Annotated in this window: 21 protein-coding genes; 10 read left to right on the forward strand and 11 right to left on the reverse strand. The window is 62.0% G+C overall.

The genetic code is table 11. From position 1 onward, the window contains the following. Positions 1-3: 3 nt before the first annotated feature. From DS839_RS07210 to DS839_RS07220, 3 genes are read right to left on the reverse strand one after another with little or no spacing between them, the layout of a single operon-like run. Positions 4-777 carry an ABC transporter permease gene (locus DS839_RS07210; RefSeq protein WP_119269623.1) on the reverse strand — a complete coding sequence of 258 codons (774 nt, stop codon included), beginning with the start codon at positions 775-777 and terminating at the stop codon, positions 4-6. Further along, positions 774-1,610 (reverse strand): ABC transporter permease, encoded by an 837-nt coding sequence (locus DS839_RS07215; protein WP_162918361.1) that lies wholly within the window; start codon positions 1,608-1,610, stop codon positions 774-776. Before DS839_RS07215 ends, DS839_RS07210 begins: the two co-directional genes overlap by 4 nt. A 7-nt stretch (positions 1,611-1,617) precedes the next feature. Next, complete coding sequence (locus DS839_RS07220) at positions 1,618-2,718, reverse strand: ABC transporter substrate-binding protein (RefSeq protein ID WP_119269625.1); 1,101 nt, start codon at positions 2,716-2,718, stop codon at positions 1,618-1,620. A gap of 133 nt (positions 2,719-2,851) precedes the next feature. Here DS839_RS07220 and DS839_RS07225 point away from each other — a divergent pair, with 133 nt between their 5' ends. From DS839_RS07225 to DS839_RS07250, 6 genes are read left to right on the forward strand one after another with little or no spacing between them, the layout of a single operon-like run. Continuing rightward, positions 2,852-3,610, forward strand: coding sequence for an SDR family NAD(P)-dependent oxidoreductase (locus tag DS839_RS07225; protein WP_119269626.1), 759 nt, complete (start codon positions 2,852-2,854; stop codon positions 3,608-3,610). After that, complete coding sequence (locus DS839_RS07230; protein WP_119269627.1) at positions 3,607-4,644, forward strand: ABC transporter ATP-binding protein; 1,038 nt, start codon at positions 3,607-3,609, stop codon at positions 4,642-4,644. Before DS839_RS07225 ends, DS839_RS07230 begins: the two co-directional genes overlap by 4 nt. After that, positions 4,634-5,725: a DSD1 family PLP-dependent enzyme gene (locus DS839_RS07235; protein ID WP_119269628.1), complete on the forward strand. Its 1,092-nt coding sequence runs from the start codon at positions 4,634-4,636 to the stop codon at positions 5,723-5,725. Before DS839_RS07230 ends, DS839_RS07235 begins: the two co-directional genes overlap by 11 nt. Positions 5,726-5,734: 9 nt before the next feature. Then, positions 5,735-6,160, forward strand: a complete 426-nt coding sequence (locus DS839_RS07240) for a RidA family protein (protein ID WP_119269629.1) — start codon at positions 5,735-5,737, stop codon at positions 6,158-6,160. A 2-nt stretch (positions 6,161-6,162) separates the two neighbouring features. Continuing rightward, entirely contained in the window at positions 6,163-6,957 is a 795-nt protein-coding gene (locus DS839_RS07245) for a PhzF family phenazine biosynthesis protein (protein WP_119269630.1), read from the forward strand. Continuing rightward, entirely contained in the window at positions 6,954-7,874 is a 921-nt protein-coding gene (locus tag DS839_RS07250; protein ID WP_119269631.1) for an aldose 1-epimerase, read from the forward strand. Before DS839_RS07245 ends, DS839_RS07250 begins: the two co-directional genes overlap by 4 nt. Positions 7,875-7,876: 2 nt before the next feature. On the opposite strand, the gene DS839_RS07255 is transcribed toward DS839_RS07250, so the two are convergent. From DS839_RS07255 to DS839_RS36350, 6 genes are all read right to left on the reverse strand, one after another. Continuing rightward, positions 7,877-8,620 carry a Crp/Fnr family transcriptional regulator gene (locus DS839_RS07255; RefSeq protein ID WP_119269632.1) on the reverse strand — a complete coding sequence of 248 codons (744 nt, stop codon included), beginning with the start codon at positions 8,618-8,620 and terminating at the stop codon, positions 7,877-7,879. A gap of 138 nt (positions 8,621-8,758) precedes the next feature. After that, the gene (locus DS839_RS07260) at positions 8,759-9,043 is read right to left on the reverse strand and encodes a hypothetical protein (RefSeq protein WP_119269633.1); all 285 of its coding nucleotides are present in this window, start codon (positions 9,041-9,043) and stop codon (positions 8,759-8,761) included. 83 nt (positions 9,044-9,126) lie between these two features. Beyond that, complete coding sequence (locus DS839_RS07265) at positions 9,127-9,393, reverse strand: hypothetical protein (protein ID WP_119269634.1); 267 nt, start codon at positions 9,391-9,393, stop codon at positions 9,127-9,129. A 209-nt stretch (positions 9,394-9,602) separates the two neighbouring features. Next, positions 9,603-11,246 (reverse strand): L,D-transpeptidase family protein, encoded by a 1,644-nt coding sequence (locus DS839_RS07270; protein ID WP_162918362.1) that lies wholly within the window; start codon positions 11,244-11,246, stop codon positions 9,603-9,605. Between the two features lie 530 nt (positions 11,247-11,776). After that, entirely contained in the window at positions 11,777-13,426 is a 1,650-nt protein-coding gene (locus DS839_RS07275; RefSeq protein WP_119269636.1) for an acyl-CoA synthetase, read from the reverse strand. Between the two features lie 16 nt (positions 13,427-13,442). Beyond that, positions 13,443-13,856, reverse strand: coding sequence for a hypothetical protein (locus DS839_RS36350; RefSeq protein ID WP_162918363.1), 414 nt, complete (start codon positions 13,854-13,856; stop codon positions 13,443-13,445). Between the two features lie 82 nt (positions 13,857-13,938). Here DS839_RS36350 and DS839_RS07285 point away from each other — a divergent pair, with 82 nt between their 5' ends. Continuing rightward, the gene (locus DS839_RS07285) at positions 13,939-14,169 is read left to right on the forward strand and encodes a DUF2171 domain-containing protein (protein ID WP_119269638.1); all 231 of its coding nucleotides are present in this window, start codon (positions 13,939-13,941) and stop codon (positions 14,167-14,169) included. A 182-nt stretch (positions 14,170-14,351) separates the two neighbouring features. Further along, a complete protein-coding gene (locus DS839_RS07290) occupies positions 14,352-14,705 on the forward strand; it encodes a hypothetical protein (RefSeq protein WP_119269639.1) in 354 nt (117 codons plus the stop codon). Positions 14,706-14,756: 51 nt separating this feature from the next. Here the strand turns inward: DS839_RS07290 and DS839_RS07295 are convergent, their stop codons facing one another. Then, entirely contained in the window at positions 14,757-15,299 is a 543-nt protein-coding gene (locus DS839_RS07295) for a MarR family winged helix-turn-helix transcriptional regulator (RefSeq protein WP_119269640.1), read from the reverse strand. A 288-nt stretch (positions 15,300-15,587) separates the two neighbouring features. Between DS839_RS07295 and DS839_RS07300 the strand changes: the two genes are divergently transcribed. Both DS839_RS07300 and DS839_RS07305 read left to right on the forward strand, forming a co-directional pair. Then, positions 15,588-15,791 (forward strand): cold-shock protein, encoded by a 204-nt coding sequence (locus tag DS839_RS07300; protein WP_119269641.1) that lies wholly within the window; start codon positions 15,588-15,590, stop codon positions 15,789-15,791. 506 nt (positions 15,792-16,297) lie between these two features. Further along, positions 16,298-16,513, forward strand: a complete 216-nt coding sequence (locus DS839_RS07305) for a hypothetical protein (protein ID WP_119269642.1) — start codon at positions 16,298-16,300, stop codon at positions 16,511-16,513. A gap of 3 nt (positions 16,514-16,516) precedes the next feature. Here the strand turns inward: DS839_RS07305 and DS839_RS07310 are convergent, their stop codons facing one another. Then, a complete protein-coding gene (locus DS839_RS07310; RefSeq protein WP_119269643.1) occupies positions 16,517-18,634 on the reverse strand; it encodes a PAS domain S-box protein in 2,118 nt (705 codons plus the stop codon). Positions 18,635-18,784: the final 150 nt, after the last annotated feature.

Genomic DNA, 18,784 nt, shown 5'->3' on the forward strand with positions numbered 1-18,784 from the left:
CGTTTATCCTCTGTACCGCGTGAGATATAGCGCGATGAGGGTGGAGACGATACTCAGGCTGATCAACATGGTGCCGATCGCATTGGTCATGGGTGTCACGCTGGTGCGCAACGTGCTCATCACCAGCATCGGCAAGGTGTTGCCGCCGCCAATGACGAAGCTCGTCAGGATGAAGTCGTCGATCGACAGCGCCACGGCCATGAGGGCAGCGCCGATCACCACCGGCATGATCACCGGCAGCATGGCATCGGCGAAAGCGCGCCAGGGCGAAGCCCCGAGATCGCGGGCGGCCTCGATGATGCGGAAATCGAAGGAGGAGAGACGCGAATAGAGGACGACGACCACGAAGGGCAAAGTGAAGAGGAGATGCGCCAGGATCACGGTCTTGAGACCGAGTGTCAGGCCGAGGAAGAGGAACCAGACGAGCAGCATCACCGCCAGGAACAGAGGCGGCAGCATCAGCGGCAGGGCCAGTGCCAGCATGGCGATCTGTGCCTCGCGGCGCGGCAGGCAGGCGAGCCCCAGGGCCGTCATGGTGCCGATGATGGCCGAGAGGATGCCGACCGAGACGCCCACCAGCAGGCTGTTGGAGAGGGCCGTGGGAAATGGCTCGAAAGCCAGCATTTCGCGAAACCAGCGCAAGGTCCAGCCGGGAATGGGGAAGTTCGAGATCGCCTTGGACGAGAAGGCGAAGAGCACGACGAGCAGAAGCGGCGACAGCAGGACGGCGACGAAGAGGATCGCCGCGGTGCGCTCGAGCAAGGTGCGTGCCTTCATTGCCGCCCCACCAGCGAAAGCCCGGCATTCACGAGCGCTAAGATGATGAGCGACACCGCAAGAATGCCGAAGGACATGGCCGAGCCCAGGGGCCAGTTGAAATAGGTGCCGAATTGCGGCGCGATGAGCTGGCCGACCATGGCCATCTTGCCGCCGACGAGAAGCGGCGTGAAATAATCGCCGACCGAGATCAGGAAGCACAGCGCGAAGCTCGCCGTGATGCCGGTGCGGGCGCGAGGGATGATGACATCGCGCAGCACGGGCCATGAGCCCGCCCCCAGATCGCGTGCCGATTCGATCTCGGCATCGCCGATGCCGCGCAGTGAAGCGACCATGGGCAGAATGGCGAAAGGCAAGAGGAAATGGGTCAAGGTGATGATCACGGCGGTCGGGCTGTAGATCAGGGCCTCGAAGGGCTGCGTGATGAGCCCCGCCGCGATCAATGCCGAATTGACGGCGCCGTCGCTGCCCAGCATCGTCTTCCAGGCATAGATCTTCATGAGATAGCCGCCGAACAGCGTGATGAGCGCGATGAAGAGCAAAGCCGGCGCCCAGCGCCCGGCACGGAAGCGGATGATCCAGGCATAGTAGAAGCCGAGGACGGTGGCAGCCGTCGCGATCACGAAGGCGATCAGCAAGGTCTGCTCGCCCGAGCCCAGATGAGTGGTGAAGGTCTTGACATAGTTACCGAGCGTGAAGTCCGGCACCACGCGAAAGCTGCGCACGCTCCAGAAGCTCAGCATGAAGAAATAGACTGCGGCGGCGACGAACAGACCGCCATAGATCGCCGCCGCAGGGAGGAGCAGAAGATAGCTGGTGCGCCGGGAGAGCATGTAGAGATCAGGCGGCGAGCACTTCCTGCCAGGCAGCGAGCCATTCCGGCCAGGATGCGACCTTGCCGTCGCTTTCGGAAGGCGCCATGGGGAAGAACTTGCACTGCTTCTCGAAGCTCGCCATGTCCTTATAGGGATACATGGTCGCCGCGGGCCCGGTGAGCGCGTCCATCGCCTCCTGCGTCGAGACGGCATAATTGTTCTTGGTCAGATCGAGCTGGGCCGGAACCGTCAGCATGTGATTGGCCATCTTATGCGCGAGATCGGGATTGGGCGCCGATTTCGGGATCACATAGGAATCGATGAAGCCGAAGCAGCCTTCCTTGGGATAGGTATAGGCGAGCTTCTTCTTCTCGGCGACGATGGCAGGCAGCCATTCGGCACCGCCCAGCGTCATGACCACTTCACCGCGCACCATGGCATCGGCACCCTCGCCATAAGAGGGGAAGAGGGCGCGGGCATGCTCCTTCTTGAGCTTGATGCAGTATTTCTTGATTTCCTCGAGCTGCGCCGGTGTCACCAGCGAGGCGACCTCGGCGCCCGAGACCATAATGGAAGCCGTCAGCATCATGCCGACGGCATCGTCGAACATGGCGATCTTGCCCTTGTATTCGGGCTTCTCGAGATCGAACCACGAGGTCGGCTGGACCGCGCTCGGATCATAGACCATGGGTCCGCCGCCCCAGGTGAACGGCACCGACCAATGCACGCCGTCGACGAAGAGATTGCTGTCATCGCGGAAAACGGGGAGCACCTTGGGAAGGTTCGGCACCTTGCTTGCATCGATGGGCTGGATCAGGCCCGCTTCGCGCAGGCCCGGCACATAGCCCATGTAAGGCGTCACGATGTCGATCGGCGCCTGGGCGGCGAGCTTGGTGACTATCTCGTCATTGTTGGCGAGATAGGTCGCGGCGAGCTCGATGTCGTTCTTGGCGAGGAAATCCTCGGTCTTGAGCGGGCTGTCATAGCCTTGCCAGCCCAGCCAGTTGACCTGCGTCTTGGCCAGAGCGCCGCCACCAAAGGCGGAAACCGTGGCACCGGCCACGGTCATTTTCAGCAATTCACGGCGTGAAAGCACGGGCAGGCTCGAGCCCTGAAACACCCTCATGACGATCCTCCATGTCTTTTTTGGTTTTTAGTCCGGCGCTAATTCACGGCATGAGTGTTCAACTGTCAATAGGTAAATAACTGTTGACCCTTTGACCTTGTTGCTGCCATGGTGCGCCAAAACGGGGAAGCGCATGTCAGGCAGGCTCGAAGGCAAGACGGCCATCGTTCTCGGCGGATCGCGCGGCATCGGAGAAGGTGTCGTGGCGGTGCTGGTGCGCGAGGGCGCCCATGTGGTGAATTGCGATCTCAATCAGGAGCTCGGCGAAGCGGTGGCGAAACGCCATGCCGGCGCTTGCGAATTCTATCGCGGCGACGTCGCGCGGCGCGCCGACATGCAGGCGCTGGCCGCCCATGTGCTCAAGCAGCGCGGACGCATCGACATCCTCTGCCAGGTTGCCGGCATCTATCCCAACCACTTGATCGAAGACCTGCCGGAAGAGGAATGGGACCGCGTCCTCGCGGTCAATCTCAAGGGGCCGTTCCTCGCCATCCAGGCCTGCTTCCCGTCGATGAAGAAGAACAAGAGTGGTCGCATCGTGCTCACCGGATCGATTACGGGCCCCCATGTCACCTGGCCCGAGCATGCGCATTATTCGGCAAGCAAAGCCGGGCTCGTCGGTCTCGCCCGTGCGACCGCGCTCGAAGGAGCTCCCTTCGGCATCACCTGCAACGTGGTCGAGCCCGGCAATGTCGAAACGGCGAATCTGAGGCGTGAGCGCGGGCCCGACCACATGGCGGCCATGGCGCGCGCCGTTCCGCTCGGAAGGCTGGCGCTGCCGGAAGAGATCGGCGAGGCGATGGCGTTCCTGGCTTCCGATGCCGCGAGCTATATCACCGGCACGACACTGGTGCTCGACGGCGGCCAGATCCTGCCCGAGGCGCGACTTTGACCCAAGCGCTCGTCAGGCTCAGGAACCTGAGCAAGGCCTATGGCGCGAGCATCGCCGTGCATCCCCTCGATCTCGACATCGCGCAAGGAGATTTCCTCGCCATCCTCGGACCCTCGGGCTGCGGCAAGACCACGCTCTTGCGCATGATGGGCGGCTTCGCGGAGCCGACCACGGGCACGATCGAAATTGCCGGCAAGGATGTCACGCAGACAGGTCCGGAAAAGCGGCCCACCAACATGGTCTTCCAGGGCTATGGCCTCTTTCCCCATATGAATGTCCGGCAGAATGTGAGCTACGGGCTCAAGCTCAGAGCGGTCGCGCCGGAGGAGATCCGCGCCCGCGTCACCGAGATGCTGGGGCTCGTTCATCTGGAAGAGTTTGCCGAGAGATCGGTCAATGAATTGTCGGGCGGCCAGCAGCAGCGCGTGGCATTGGCGCGCGCCTTGGTGATGCGGCCGGCGGTGCTTCTGCTCGACGAGCCCCTCGGCGCTCTCGATCTCAAATTGCGCAAGCAGATGCAGGCCGAGCTCCGGCGCATCCATCGCTCGCTCGGCGGCACTTTCGTCTTCGTCACCCATGACCAGGAAGAGGCATTGGGCCTTGCCAGCCGCATCGCCGTCATGGAAGCGGGGCGGATCGTGCAGCAAGGCGATCCGCAAGCGATCTACCGCCGGCCCGCCTCGCGCTTCGTCTCGACCTTCATCGGCGATGCCAACCTGCTGGAAGGCCAACGCGAACACGGCGTCATCAGCCTGGGCTGCGGCGGCAGCTTCCCCTCTCCCGGCGCCGACGGCGCGGTCAATGTGGTCATCCGGCCGGAAGCCTTGCGCCTCAACGGCACGGGCCGCATCCACGGCACGGTCGTCGACAGCGTGTTCCTGGGCGCCTTCACCAAGATCATCATCGAGCTCGACAACGGCAAGGAGATCGCCGTCCACATACCGGAAGGGCAGGTGCTGCAATTGCCGGCGGCCGGCGAAAGAGTGGGCCTGAGCTGGAACGACACTGCGATGAGGTGCCTCGATGCGACGTGACGAGATCAAGACCCCGGCGCTGATCCTCGATCTCGATCATCTCGACCGGAATATCGAGATCATGACGGCATGGGCGAAGAGCGCCGGTGTAGCTCTAAGGCCGCATGCGAAGTCGCATAAATCTCCCGATATCGCGCGGCGGCTGCTCAAGGCCGGAGCTCTCGGCGCCTGCTGCGCCACGATCGCCGAGGCGGAGGCGCTCGCCGCGGCCGGCATCACCGGTCTCCACATCACGTCGCCGATGACGACAACCGACATGCTCGCGCGGCTCCACCGGCTTCTCGCGCGCGGCGCCGACATCATGGTGGTGGCGGATGATCCGCGCAATGTAGATGCGCTGGGCAAGATTGCTTTGGAAGCGGGCCGCAAGCTTCCCGTCATCGTCGAGATCGATGTCGGAACGAAGCGCACCGGCTGCGTCGAGATCGGCGACGCCGTGGCGCTGGCGAAGAGCATCGCCCAGAACAAGGCGCTCGCCTTTGCCGGCGTGCAGGCCTATTGGGGTCATCTGCAGCAGCTCATGCCGTTCGATGAACGAAAAGCGCGCGTCGCGCTCAACATGGAAAGGATGCGCAAGCTCATCGCCGCCTTGGAGGGAGCGGGGCTTCCGCCACGGATCATCACCGGCAGCGGCACCGGCACCCACTGGCTCGATGCCCAGCACGAGGTATTCACCGAGCTCCAGGCCGGGTCCTTCGTGTTCCTCGATTCCTGCTACGGGCCGCTGCCATTGAGCCCCGACGGCAATCCCTTCACCACATCGCTGTTCGTGGCGGCGGGCGTGGTGACGGCGAACCGGCCCGATAGCGTCACTGTCAATGCCGGCTTCAAGGCGCTCGCGACCGATTCAGGCACGCCGCAACCCGTGCGCGGCATCGCGCAAGGTGCGAGCTACCGCTTCATGGGCGATGAACATGGCGTGATCGACTTCGATCCAGGGGCGCCCCGGCCGGAGCTCGGCGCCGTGATCGAGCTCGTGACCTCGCATTGCGACCCGACCGTCAATCTCCATGCGCGCTATGTCGTGGTGCGCGGCGATGAGGTCGTCGATGAATGGCCGATCCTGGCCCGCGGCTATTGAGGAGAGCTCATGACGAAGGAAGCCCATCCCGCCCACCCTGAAGTCCCGATCTCCAAGGCGATCCGCGCCGGCGATTTCGTCTTCACCTCGGCCTATGGCCCATGGACCTTCGATCCGCGCAAGGTCACCTTCGACAAGGACGGCCGCATCCTCTCCGACGGCACCGACAACAAGAATGTCTCATTCGACGAGCAGGTGCATCGGACCTTCGGTTTCGTCAAGGAGGCGCTCGCCGCCGCCCGCTGCACGCTCGATGATGTCGTCGATTGCCAGGTGTGGCTCGCCGATGCGCGCGATTTCGTCCGCTTCAACGAAATCTACCGCAGCTATTTCACCAAGGATCCGCCGGTGCGCTCGGTCTTTCCGATCGGCTTCATGTTCGACGTCAAGATCGAGATCAAGGTCATCGCCTATAAGCCGTTGCCGAAGGACTGACCATGCGGGCCGAGATCCATCAGATCGTGACCTTCGCGGATGAAGTCTTCAAGGGCAACCCGGCCTTCGTCGTATCATTGCCGCGCGGGACGCCCGACGAGACGATGCAGGCGCTGGCGGGCCAGCTCGGCGAGCCCGTCCTCGCCTCATTGCGTCCAAGCGACGACGGTCTGACGGCGCTCCATTTCCACAGCCCTGACGGCCGCCACGGCGGCGCCGGCCATGCCATGATGGCGGCGGCCCATGTCGGCTTCGAGGCGCTGCCGCAGCGGACGTCGCTCACCTTCGTCATGGCGGACGGGTCGCGGCGCACGATCACGCGGGAGGGCAGGCGCATCTCGGTGCCCTGGCCGCTGATGCCGGGCTACGCGATCGAGAAGCGCCATGAGCTCGGCGCGGCCTTGGGCGCCATGCCGCTCAAGACCTTCGAGGCGGCCTTCGGCTATGTCGCGGTCTATGATGATGCCGATGAGGTGGCGGGGCTCATGCCCGACCAGGAGGCGGTCGCACGGCTCGAGCGCGGCGCCGTCATCGCCACCGCGCAAGGCAAGAGATCGGATTTCGTGCTGCGCGTCTTCGCCCCCAAGCTCGGTCTGCCGGAGGACCCGGTCTGCGGCACCGCGCATCGCATCCTGGTGCCCTATTGGGCCGAAAGGCTCGGGCGCCAGGCGCTTCACAGCGAGCAGCTTTCGCCGCGCGGCGGCGATCTCTGGTGCACTTTGTTCGCCGATCATGTGGAGATCAGCGGCCATTCGCTGCGCTTCCTCTCGGGCGCGATCGAATTGCCCGATCCATGACGCGCTTCTCGGTGCCGGGTACGGCCGGACCGCTCGTCAGCCTGTCGCGCGGCGACAAGACGGTCACCATCGCGCCCGCCTGCGGCGCCCGCATCGTAGCCTTCACGGCGCGAGGCCGGGACATATTGCGGCCGGCATCGGCGGCGGGGCTCGCGACAGGCAAATGCTATGAGTTCGCGGGCTTCCCCTTATTGCCTTATTCAGGTCCGATCTTCGGCGGCGGATTCCGTTTCAAGGACGAGTTCTTTCCCCTGAAGCGGACCGTTCCCGAAGAGCCGACGGCGACGCATGGCGAAGGCTGGATCAGGCCCTGGACGATCGTCGCGCAAGAGGCCGATCGCCTCGTCCTGCACCTTGATCACCGGCCGGCGGAGGGTGAATTCCCCTTTGCATGGCGGGGCGAGGTCGATTTCCATGTCGACGACGATGGCCTCTCGATCGGCATCGCGCTGAGCTGCCGCGATCACCGGCCGATGCCGGCCGGCATCGGTTTCCACCCCTATTTCCCCAAATCGCCGGGCACGGTGATGCGCTTCGACGCGCTTGGCCTGTGGCCGCCCGATTCAGAAGACGCGGTCACGCTTCCTTGCGGTCCGCTTCTTCCCGGACTTGATTTCACGCAGCCTCGGGATGTTTCAGCGATCGTGCTCGACCGATGCTACGAGGGCTGGGGAGGGAAGGTGGAGCTCGCTCATGCCGATGGCCGGCGCATCGCGATCATGGGCGACGGCGCCTTGCGCAAGCTTCAGATCTATGATGCCTGGGATTATCCCTATATCTGCATCGAGCCGGTGAGCAACGCCAATGACGGCTTCAACCGGCAGGCGGCGGGCGTTCCCGGCCACGGCGTGCATGTGCTCGAGCCCGGCGAGTCCCTGCAGGGAAGCCTGCACATCCGGCCAAGTCCTCATGGGTGAGCTCAGGCCGGCACGCGCCGCGTCAGCTGCGTGGCGACCAGGCGGAAATACTCGCTCTCCGGCTGGCCGTAGAATCCGTTGGAAAGCTTCTCGATTCCACTGCGATCGATCACCGTGATCTGACCGCGGACCGCCTTGATCACCCGGCGGCCCTCGAGCTCGTGGAGCGCCACGGTTACGCCGGCCCTCCTGACGCCGAGCATGAGCGCCAGGAACTCATGGGTGATGGGGACCACATTTCCGTCCACCCGGTCATGCGCCATCAATATCCAGCGCGACAGGCGCTCGACCAGACTGGCCCGGCCATTGGCAAGCGCCGTGTGAGCCGTCTGGATCATGAGCGTATGGGCAAAGCGTGCAAGCTGGTTGCGCAGGCCGTTGCTGCGGCGAAGCGCATCCAGGATGACGACCGCCGGCACCTTGTAGCCATGGCCCTCGACCTGCATGTAGGCCAAGTGGTTGGCCACATCATCGCCCAGGATGACGGCAAGCCCGGTAATGCCTTCCCTCCCGATAAGGCCGATCTCGATCTGCTTGCCGCTGCCATTTGCGGCGACGAGCGAGACGATGCCGCTCTCGAGGAAGTACATGTGCTCGACACGCTCTCCCCGCGTTTCGACGTCATGCCCAACCGGCAAATCGGCAAGCTCGAGATGTGGCGCGATAAAGGAATAGTCGTCCGCCGAGATTGTCGTCAGAAGCTGATTGCGGAAGGACCGGTTGATTGTCTCGAGGGATTTGACCATCGCGGTTGCGCTGCTAACCCGGCAACGTGATCAGTGCCGCTTGCACTCCCGCGGTCGTGTGGGAAGCGAGCTGCAATCCAAAATCAAGCGCCTTCCGATATGATGCGGAACGTATCATCATTCACCATTTATTGGATATCAGCGTTCTGGCGGGGCCGTCCAAGCTTGCGCTACACCATCAACGTTGACGGCGATGTCGGGTTCCATCTGGAAGGTGGGGCCTTCTTCGATGCACATGGTCAAGACCGGGCTCAGCCAGGGCGATTCCCTGATGTCGGCGGAATTGGCCGTAGCCCTGGCGATGGCCAGACGGGCCTGGTCTTCACCAGAGGCCTTCACCCAGCAGACGGTCTTCAGAAGAGTGTACCGCCAGGATTGCTCCCCTAGAAAATCTTCAATCGGTTCAAGACGATAGATAGGCATCGCGGCTCCCGTCGGAACCAATAGACCATCAGCGGAACCTGAAGCCTAGGGATGGTACGAAATCGTACGGTAGTACCTCGCGCTCACAGCGGACCGGAAGCGAAGGAGTGGGCGCGCCGTTTCGACCACCTGTCCTGACATATCCGGCGCGCCGCCGTTTCATCTGTCTTGCGATAGGACGGATTTACCTTGCGATAACCTGCTTCATGGGCGGCGAAGGTCGCAACGAGCGGCACACAGCCGGACATGTACCTCATGCGAGCCTCTTCGCTGTGACCGTTGAAGACGAACACACTACCGCCAATTGAGCCGCTGACGATGCACACGCCTATTATGTCGCGCACAAACATCGCTTTTCACCATCGTACAGGTTGTTTCTTATAAGCAACAAACCTGCGACGGCAAATCAATTCCTGTTGATAGCATTAACCTCTAAAAATTGTACCTTTATGCCGATCGCGGGAAGTGCGCGCCGCTAGCCTGGATCGCCCGTGTGACAGTTCAGCAACAGCAGGTGATCATCGAATTACTCAGGGGAAATTCGTCGCTCCAAGCGGGCTCAGCGGGCGGCGACGGCGACGGTCGTAAATGCCCGCGCCATGCGCTCGTCGCGGCCATATATGTCGTCATAGACGAGGAGACGGCCGTCATCCGCCGGCCAAGCGGTGAAGTAGGTCAGATGGACCGAAGTCTCGCGGGTGACCGGGGTCTCCTTACTGACCCCGCTGTCGATCCGCGCGGCAATATCCGTAGCGTCGACACCGAGCAGCAGCTCCGCGAATTGGCGCGGATTCTCCACCCTGACGCAGCCATGGCTGAACGCCCGAACCGGCTTCGCGAACAGATCGCGCGTGGGCGTGTCATGCATGTAGATGTCGTGGGCATTGGGGAACAAGAACTTCAGCTCGCCCAAGGCATTGTCGTCGCCGGGCGGCTGCAGAATCAGATACGGCACTTTCCCGTTCGCGTACTTCCCCCAGCTGACCGACCGCGACCGGACGATCCTCTTGCTGCCCGGCGTCAATACGCGATAGCCAAGGCGGTCGAGATAGCCCGGATCGCGCCTCAGCTTCGGTATCATCTCGTTCTTCATGATGGAGGGAGGCACGCCCCAAGACGGATTGAAGACGATCCTTTCCAAACTGTCGCTGAAGGCGACCGTCTGACTGTTCGGCTTGCCGACGATGACCTTGGTGCGCCAGATCTCGCGGCCGTCTTCCACAACCTTCAGCGAATAGGCGGCCTGATTCACGAAGACGTGCCGTTCGCCGAGCGTCTTGGGCAGCCACCTCAGACGCTCCATATTGTAGACGAGCCGCGCAATGCCGGGACTGCCGGTGCGGCTGTTCAGCGCCACCATCGTCGCGGCATCGAGCACGCCGGTCGGATTGACCCCGGCGTCGGTCTGGAAGGCCGTGAGCCTCTCCGACAGCGCATCATCGAGGATCGTCTCCTCGCCAGGCAGGACATCGGTTTTGTCATAACCGAGCACGGCCAGCTGCTGGCGCAGCAAGGGGACGCGCGGATCGTCTTCTCCAAGCTCGATCGGCTTGCCGGGGCGGATCAGCTCCGATTTCACATCGGACTCGAGCTCGCGCAGACTGGCGAGGGTTTTCTTGAAGACGGCATAGGCGGGATGGCTGGGTTGCAGCGCCCTCAGATAAGCGTTGGGATCGGGGCTGCGCAAGAAGGCCCGCATCGCGGCGGCGAGATCAACAGGCTCCGGCGTGATGTCGTAATATTTGGTGAGCTTGTTGGGGATAATACGGCCGCCAGAGGCATGCCGCGCGTAGCGTAGGGCACGCGCCGAAAGATCGAGGTCGAGGCGCGCCAAGAGCCCCATATCCTCGTTGATGAGCGCCAGGTCGTCGTCGAACAGCGCAAGAGTCTGCGGAAGATAGTCTTCCGGCGACATGCCGTCCTCGGTGGCGGTCCGGAAGAGCCGCAGCACCGACCGGCCGCGCTCGCCCAGCCCCTGCTTCGAGACCCAGAGCGGCCGGAAGCCATTTTGCCGGTAGAAGTCGACAATCGCTTCCCTTTCGCCCGCCGTCACGCGGATCGCCGATTTCTTGCCTTTCAGTTCGCCATAGATGGCGGCCGCCAATGGTTCGTCGGGCGCGCTTTCCGGCAATGCGCCGACCCGCAGGATCTCAAATTTCTCAGGCTGGTAAACCAGCGGCTGCTCGGGCCGCTCCTCGACCACCCTGACCGGCCCCGAATCGCGCTTGCGCTTGACTCGTTTCTTCCTGACAGAGCGTCCATAGGTGTCGTCTTCATAGACCCTGTATCGCTGCTTCCTCGGCGAAGAATCACCGAAGTCGGAGCGCTTTTTCGCTCGATTCCCCCCAAAAAGCTTGCAGAAGAATTCGCATGACCGGGCACCCGCATCGCGATCCCGCTGCGCCGCATCGGACGGGGTAATGAAAAAGAAGCCGGTAACAAGTACCGCCCCCATCAGGATTTTAACTAACGAATCCCGCATTTGCCGCATTTGCCTTACATAAAGTCCGAAGCTAAGGAATATGCACGGCTCCCAAGCCTTATATCTTGGCATATAATCCGCGTCGCCGCCTCATCTTTCTTTTGGTAAAGTAGATCGTCCTGGGACAGTTCCATTCAAAACTACGCTACCTGGCCGGTATCCGGTCCGATTTGGGCTTCTCATGAGCGGGTCATCGGCCATCCAATGTTTCTGGCAAACTACAGTCCGGCAAATGACAGGTGGATGACGGCTCAGCGAAGCGCCGCGGCGCGCTCGCGCAGGGCATATTTCTGGATCTTGCCGGTAGCGGTCTTGGGCAAGGGGCCGAAGATCACGGTGCGCGGGACCTTGTAGTGGGCCATGTTGTCCCGGCAGAACTGGATGACCGCTTCGGGAGCGAGCGACATGCCGGATTTGAGGTCGATGAAGGCGCAAGGATGCTCGCCCCATTTCTCGTCCGGGGCCGCGACCACGGCTGCTTCGAGGATGGCGGGATGGCGGTAGAGCACCTCTTCGATCTCGAGCGATGAGATGTTCTCGCCCCCCGATATGATGATGTCCTTGGAACGATCCTTGACCTCGACATAGCCGTCGGGATGGCGCACGCCGAGATCGCCGGTATGGAACCAGCCGTCGGCGAAAGCCTTGGCGCTGGCCTCGGGATTCTTGAGATAGCCCATCATGACGGTGTTGCCGCGCAGCATGATCTCGCCCATCGCGATGCCGTCGGCAGGGCGGTCCTCGCCGGTCTCGGGATCGACGACCCTGACCGCTTCCAGGGTGATGAAATTGACGCCCTGGCGCGCCGTGAGCCGGGCCCGCTCGGCGAGCGGAAGCGGGGTCCATTCCTCATGCCAAGCGCAGACAAGTGCGGGACCGAAACTCTCGGTGAGGCCGTAGAGATGCTTGATGCGGAAACCGAGCTCCTCCATCCCCGCGATGACCGCGCTGGGCGGTGCTGCACCGCCGGTCAGGACGTCCACCGGCCGCTCGAGCCGCCATTCCGGCGGCCGCTCGCCCTTGGCGATCATGTTGAGGATGACCGGCGCTCCGCAAAAATGGGTGACGCCGTGTTCCTTGATGGCGGTGAAGATCGCACCCACTTCGACCTGCCGCAAGCAGACATGGGTACCGCCCACCGCCGTCACCGCCCAGATGTAGCACCAGCCGTTGCAGTGGAACATCGGCAAGGTCCACAAATAGACGCTCGTCGAAGCGAGCCCGGCTTCGAGCGCATTGCCGAGCGCGTTCAAATAGGCGCCGCGGTGATGGCAGACGACGCCCTTGGGATCGCCGGTCGTGCCCGAGGTGTAGCCGAGGCTGATCGGGGACCATTCGTCGGTGGGCGGTGAAGGAAGGTGTTGGGGATCGCCGCCGGCCAGGAAGGCCTCGTAATCCTGGAACTCCGTCGCCTCGGCGTCCGGCTCGCTCATGACGACGACGGCAAGCCGATGAGAGACTTGCGACAGGGCGTTGACCATGACGCTCAAATATTGACGGTCGACCAGGACGAGCTTCGCCTCGCCATGCGAAAGACAGAAGGCGATGCTCGGTGCATCGAGCCTGATATTGAGGCAATTGAGGACGGCGCCCGCCATCGGGACACCGAAATGAGCTTCGATCATGGCCGGCACGTTGGGTGCCAGGATGGCAACCGTGTCGCCCTTGCCGATGCCCCGCCTTGTCAGGGCCGAGGCCAGTCGGCGGGCGCGCTGGTGGAGTTCTCCATAGCTGTATCGCCGTGAACGATCGATCACCGCGATCTTGTCGGGAAAGGCGAGCGCCGTCCGGTCGAGGAAGGAGACCGGCGACAAAGGCGTGTAATTGGCGGCGTTTCGCTCCAATCCCCGTTGGTAGATATCGTTCACTAGCCCCTCTCCCCTCGACAATGAGGGCAGCATAGGTCCTCAGCGAAACTCAGGCAAACCCGGCTCCGGCCAGACGCAAGAAAGCCCGACCAGTTGAGTAGTCGGGCTTTCTCTCGACGATTTCATCGCTTTCGCGACAACTTCGTCTGAAGGGACAAGTCGCAAATGCGCCGATGGTTCCGCCGATCAGCGCGGTTTTTTGCGCGGGGATTGAGTCCCTAAACCTTTCGCTAACCGCATTGCGCATTTGTATCAAATGCACGGAACCTTCCTGGCCCCCTGAGCGCTGGTGCGGCATGAACCAGACAGCCAGCGAACTCAGAAAGGCGGCCGCAGCTGCCAGGGCTTTTGCCGACAGCGTCGGATCGCCGGAACTGAAGCGAAGCTTCAGGGGCATGGCGCGGCGCTGGGAAACCGAGGCCGATAAGCGCGAGACAGAGGAACTGCGGGTCGAGCGATCCAAGACGACGCTTTCGAGAAAGTACTGAGGCGCTGGAACCGCCCCGGCTTTCCTACCGTTGACGGGCACAACTATGGAGGTTCTCATGGCCAATGTCGCGAATATCGTCGAGCATATGGAAGTCGTATCCTCGGACGGCAAGCATGTCGGTACCGTCGATCACATGGAAGGCGAAGACATGATCAAGCTCACCCGCGAGGATTCGGGCGACGGGCATCACCATTTCATTCCGGTCGATTGGGTGAGCGACGTCGGCGACACCGTGCGTCTCGGCAAGAGCAGCAGCGAAGTCTTCTCGCAATGGGGGCATGAATAGGCGAAAGACGGTTCACCGCAGCTGAGCCTCATCAAGGGCGCCTCCAAACGAGGCGCCCTTACGTCATCTTAAATGAAAAATCGGTCATCAAGAGTTGCGACGGAAATCCGCCGGCGATCCGTCATTCTTTCCGAGAGTGGCTAATTAAGCCTTCCCGAGGAAGGGCAATTGCGGAGAGAGAAATGAAGAAGCTTTTGATGGCTCTTGTCGTGGCGGCGCCAGTGGCCTTTGGCCTCGGCGGAGTGAATGCGGCTGAAGCCAAGACGAATTTGAAATTCTATCTCGGCATGCCGCATTACGGCTACCAGGTCGGGCCCGACTACATGTACCGCAAAGGCTATGGCTGGTATCGTCCCGGCAAGCGTTTCAACCGGCTGAGCTGCGGCGAGGCGCGCCGGATCGTGCGTAATCGCGGCTATCACAACATCGAGGCGCGCAATTGCAGCGGCGGGACCTATGTGTTCCGCGCCGTGCGGAACAACCGGATCGCCATCGTCTATGTGAATGCCCGCAGCGGCGCCGTCTGGCGCGGATGACGTGCTCAGATGAGCTCGCCCGTATGGGCGGGCTCATCCTTTCAAGATGGATCAAAAGCCGTAGCGTATATGCTCGGCCCAATAATGCTCGAGGCGCTTGAGAGCGGAAACGAGGCGCTCGAGATCCTCCGCCGTAACGCCTTTCTCCTCGAGAACGGGCACATGGCCTTCATAGATGGCGGCGACCATGGATTTGATCTCATGGCCCTTCTCGGTGAGGCTCAGCCGGACGACCCGCTTATCCTGCACCGTGCGCTCGTAATGGAGAAACCCGCCCTCGACGAGCTTGGCGATGGTGTAGCTCAGGTTGGAGCCGGTATAATATCCCCTGATCCTGAGCTCCGTCGCCGACAGCTTGCCGTCGCCGATGTTGTAGAGGAAGAGGGCCTGGGCGCTCGTCACCTCCTGCTCGCTGATCTGGCGGTCCAGTTCAAGCTTGATGAGCTCGAGGAGGCAGCGATGCAGGCGCTCCAGTTGCCCGAGCGCCCGGACGAAATGGTTCTTGAGGAGGGTTTTCTCGACGGTTGAATCGTCCCGCGACTCCTCTGCCGGCTGATCCTGGTTCTGGTTTTCGGGAGTCGGTTTTATTGCCATGATCCGGCTGTACCGGCGACCGGATTAATCAAAAGCAAACAGAATTGCTAAAATTCGCTTTATCCCCAAGGAGATACGCAAAAGGCTTGCAGTCGGCCGCTTCTTGGCCGACAACCGCGACACGGTCTGATTGTTGACAAATCGGGGCCAAAACCCCATCTAGTCCGCGTTCGATCTACGGCCTTGCTTGGCGTTTGACCCTTTCGGGCTCTTCTCAAGACATTGCGGTTCGAATACGGGGACAGGAGACAGTCCACCGGTTTGTTCACAACTCGAAAGGTTACCCATATGCCGACAGGCAAAGTTAAATGGTTCAATCCTCAGAAGGGCTTCGGCTTCATCCAACCGGATGACGGCTCGAAGGACGTGTTCGTCCATATCAGCGCCGTCGAGCGCGCTGGTCTGTCGACCCTCAATGAGGCGCAGAAGGTCAGCTATGAGCTCGTCACCGAGCGCGGCAAGACGAGCGCCGGCCACCTCAAGATGGTCTGAGCTCGCAAACAGAATTGCGATTGTCCGAAGGCCGAAGCGAAAGCTTCGGCCTTTTTGCGTTCCTGGAGGACAAGCGCGATCCATCTCTTTGTTCGAACGGCGGTTTCTGCACCATCGGCGGCGAGTTATCCACAGAAGCCGCGCCGTCTGTGGACGGAGGAATTCGGCATATCGACTTTCAACGCGATCGGCGTGACACTCCTTCTCACGACGCCGATGTTGTGGTCCGGCTCGCTACCAGACCCTCCCAAGACATAGGCGCCGTCTCATGGCCGAGCTTGCCGCAAGGTTGAGAGCGGAACGCGACATGGGGCCGATGATGTCATGAACGGCGGCTCATCCGTTCGATGACCGGACGTGTGGATCGCAAGATGCGCGCAGTTCGCCGATCAGGCGGCTTTGGTTGAAAAACGCGGAGCTGTCGGGTCGCTTCAAAGTGGACCGCCGGAATTGGTCATCTTCGCGGTGATCTAAGACAGGCAGGAGCCAGCTTTGAACAGGGAGGCGTGGGCACCTCGGTGTTCCGCGCCTTCTTGTTATTTGTGGCGCCTTTGCCGATATATGAAGACATGGCGCGCGAACGAAAACCCCCGAAGGATGTCGACAGCAAGCTGGACGAGGCGCTGGACGAAACTTTTCCGGCCAGCGATCCCGTAGCGGTCGGACGCAACGATCATCCCGGCAAGCCGGCCTCATCCCCACCGGACGACAAGGACGCATAATCGCTAATGTAACCGCAGCCAACTTTGGCTAGGCCGGTCGTCAACCAGCCGGTCGATCTGTGGCTGGCTCAACTGGCCGTAGATGCAGACACGGTTGCGGCCGGAGGCCTTGGCGGCATAGCAGGCCTTGTCGGCCTGATGCAGGATCTCGCTGAGTTCAGGCGACGCTGCCGTCACCATCGTGGCGCCGATGCTGGCGCCGATGCGGAAGACCTCCATCTCCCAGCGGAATTCCATGCGCGATATGGCGGCGATGATCCGCTCCGCGGTCGCTTCCGCTTCGCCGGGCTTGCAGTCGCGGATGAGGAGCGCAAACTCATCGCCGCCGAGGCGGGCCGGCACGTCCTTCTTGCTGCAGCTCAAGGCGATGATCTTCGCCGTTTCCTGGAGTAGGGCGTCGCCCGCCGCATGGCCGGCGCGGTCATTCACCTGCTTGAAATGGTCGAGATCGACGAAGCAGAGAGCGTGGCTGCGCTGCTCCTGGCGAGCCTGGCCGATGGCGTCGTTCAGCTGGGCGAGAAAGGCGGACCGGTTGGGCAGGCCCGTCAAGGCGTCATGAAGCGCCGAATGCGCGATCTTCTTCTGTCGCGCATGGGCTTCGGTGATGTCTCGGAAGACCAGCACGGAGCCGATCGAGGCCTGGGCCGAAATGCGCACCGGTGCCGCCGACATCTGGATGTCGGAAACGCCGCCGGTGCGGCTGACCAGGAACACGCCGCCGTCCTTCTGGCAGCATTCCGCGCTCTTGAGGCACTGCATCACGGGATCGGCGGCGCGATCGCCGGTGGTTTCGTCGATGATGTGGAAGACGGCAGGGAGCGCCTGGCCGGCGGCCTCCGCCGACGACCAGCCGGTGAGCTTCTCGGCAACCGGGTTCATGAAAGTGATGCGCGCTTCGCCGTCCGTGCAGATCACCGCATCGGCGATCGAGGCGAGGGTGATACCGAGACGCTCCTTCTCCTCGAAGACTTTCTCGTTCAGCCGCTTCTGTTCGGTGATGTCCCAATTGGCGCCGACAACACGCGTGGCACGGCCTTCCGCGTCCTTGAAGATGCGGGCGATGCTGTGAATATGACGGACCTCGCCATCCGGCCGGACGATGCGAAACTCGTCTTCATAGTGGTCGCGGTTCGCCTGCGCATCCGCCCAGATGGCCGCAACGCGCGGGCGATCCTGCGGATGAACGATTTGAATCCAGGACTCGAGTGTCGAGACATGATGAGTGTCGGTTCCATAGATCTCATGCAGGCGGTCGTCCCAATGCGGCGTGCCCGAGATCAGATCATAATCCCAGACACCTATGCGCCCGGCGCTGATGGCGAGATCCAGCCGTTCATGCAGGCGTGAAATCTGCGTTTCGTAACTCTTAATCGACGTGATGTCGGTATGAGTGCCGATGATCCGCGCCGCCTTGCCGTCCGGCATCCGCGCGATCGTCCGGCCGCGGCTCAGGATCCACACCCAGCTTCCGTTCTTGTGGCGCATGCGGAATTCACGCTCGATGCGATCGGTTTCGCCGCAGAGAACGTGGGCGGTGACGGCGAGGATCTTCTCGCGGTCGTCGGGATGGAGCAGATCGATCCAGGCCTGGCGCGTATTGGCGACCTCATCATCGCCATAGCCCAGCATGGATTTCCAGGTCGGCGAGAAATAGGTTTCGCCGCTCACCAGATTGTGGTCCCACACGCCTTGATGCGCGCTCTCCAGCGCGAAAGCCCAGCGTTCCTCGCTCTGGGCGAGCTTGCGCTCCGCCTCCTTCTTCGCGGTGATGTCGACGATTTGCGTGACGATGAGCGGCGGCTTGCCTTTGTTGCGCAAGGTCGAAGTGGCGCCCTGGACGTGGATGATCGTGCCATCCTTATGGATGTAGCGGCGCTCGAAACGATAGCCATCGAGCGTGCCTTTCGCGATCTCGGCGAAGTTCCGGCGGATCTCGCTCACATCCTCCGCCACGATGAAATCTTCCAGGCGAAGCTCGAGCATTTCCTCGACGCTGCGGCCAAGCAGCCTCGCATAGGCGGAATTGGCATAGGAGATGCGGCCTTCGACCGTCAGCAGGACAATGCCGATCAGCGTGTTGTCGAAAAGACTTCTGAGGAGCCGCTCGTCGGTTCCAGCCATCTATCCCGCCATGAAGGGAACACTGCCCCGATCCACTATCTTCGATAGAAATTAATAACCATCATCAGGTCGGTTTTCAATTTTAAATAAGGCCCGCAGCGGAGGGAGCGCGCTGCGGGCCATCGACAGGGGTGCCCAATGTTTGGGCAG

The organism is Taklimakanibacter deserti, assembly GCA_003574785.1.

Coding starts and splice junctions, on each gene's coding strand:
- DS839_RS07210 (WP_119269623.1), bottom strand. CDS start 777: ATGAAGGCACGCACCTTGCTCGAGCGCACCGCGGCGATCCTCTTCGTC.
- DS839_RS07215 (WP_162918361.1), bottom strand. CDS start 1,610: ATGCTCTCCCGGCGCACCAGCTATCTTCTGCTCCTCCCTGCGGCGGCG.
- DS839_RS07220 (WP_119269625.1), bottom strand. CDS start 2,718: ATGAGGGTGTTTCAGGGCTCGAGCCTGCCCGTGCTTTCACGCCGTGAA.
- DS839_RS07225 (WP_119269626.1), top strand. CDS start 2,852: ATGTCAGGCAGGCTCGAAGGCAAGACGGCCATCGTTCTCGGCGGATCG.
- DS839_RS07235 (WP_119269628.1), top strand. CDS start 4,634: ATGCGACGTGACGAGATCAAGACCCCGGCGCTGATCCTCGATCTCGAT.
- DS839_RS07240 (WP_119269629.1), top strand. CDS start 5,735: ATGACGAAGGAAGCCCATCCCGCCCACCCTGAAGTCCCGATCTCCAAG.
- DS839_RS07245 (WP_119269630.1), top strand. CDS start 6,163: ATGCGGGCCGAGATCCATCAGATCGTGACCTTCGCGGATGAAGTCTTC.
- DS839_RS07250 (WP_119269631.1), top strand. CDS start 6,954: ATGACGCGCTTCTCGGTGCCGGGTACGGCCGGACCGCTCGTCAGCCTG.
- DS839_RS07255 (WP_119269632.1), bottom strand. CDS start 8,620: ATGGTCAAATCCCTCGAGACAATCAACCGGTCCTTCCGCAATCAGCTT.
- DS839_RS07260 (WP_119269633.1), bottom strand. CDS start 9,043: ATGCCTATCTATCGTCTTGAACCGATTGAAGATTTTCTAGGGGAGCAA.
- DS839_RS07265 (WP_119269634.1), bottom strand. CDS start 9,393: ATGTTTGTGCGCGACATAATAGGCGTGTGCATCGTCAGCGGCTCAATT.
- DS839_RS07275 (WP_119269636.1), bottom strand. CDS start 13,426: ATGCTGCCCTCATTGTCGAGGGGAGAGGGGCTAGTGAACGATATCTAC.
- DS839_RS07285 (WP_119269638.1), top strand. CDS start 13,939: ATGGCCAATGTCGCGAATATCGTCGAGCATATGGAAGTCGTATCCTCG.
- DS839_RS07290 (WP_119269639.1), top strand. CDS start 14,352: ATGAAGAAGCTTTTGATGGCTCTTGTCGTGGCGGCGCCAGTGGCCTTT.
- DS839_RS07295 (WP_119269640.1), bottom strand. CDS start 15,299: ATGGCAATAAAACCGACTCCCGAAAACCAGAACCAGGATCAGCCGGCA.
- DS839_RS07300 (WP_119269641.1), top strand. CDS start 15,588: ATGCCGACAGGCAAAGTTAAATGGTTCAATCCTCAGAAGGGCTTCGGC.
- DS839_RS07310 (WP_119269643.1), bottom strand. CDS start 18,634: ATGGCTGGAACCGACGAGCGGCTCCTCAGAAGTCTTTTCGACAACACG.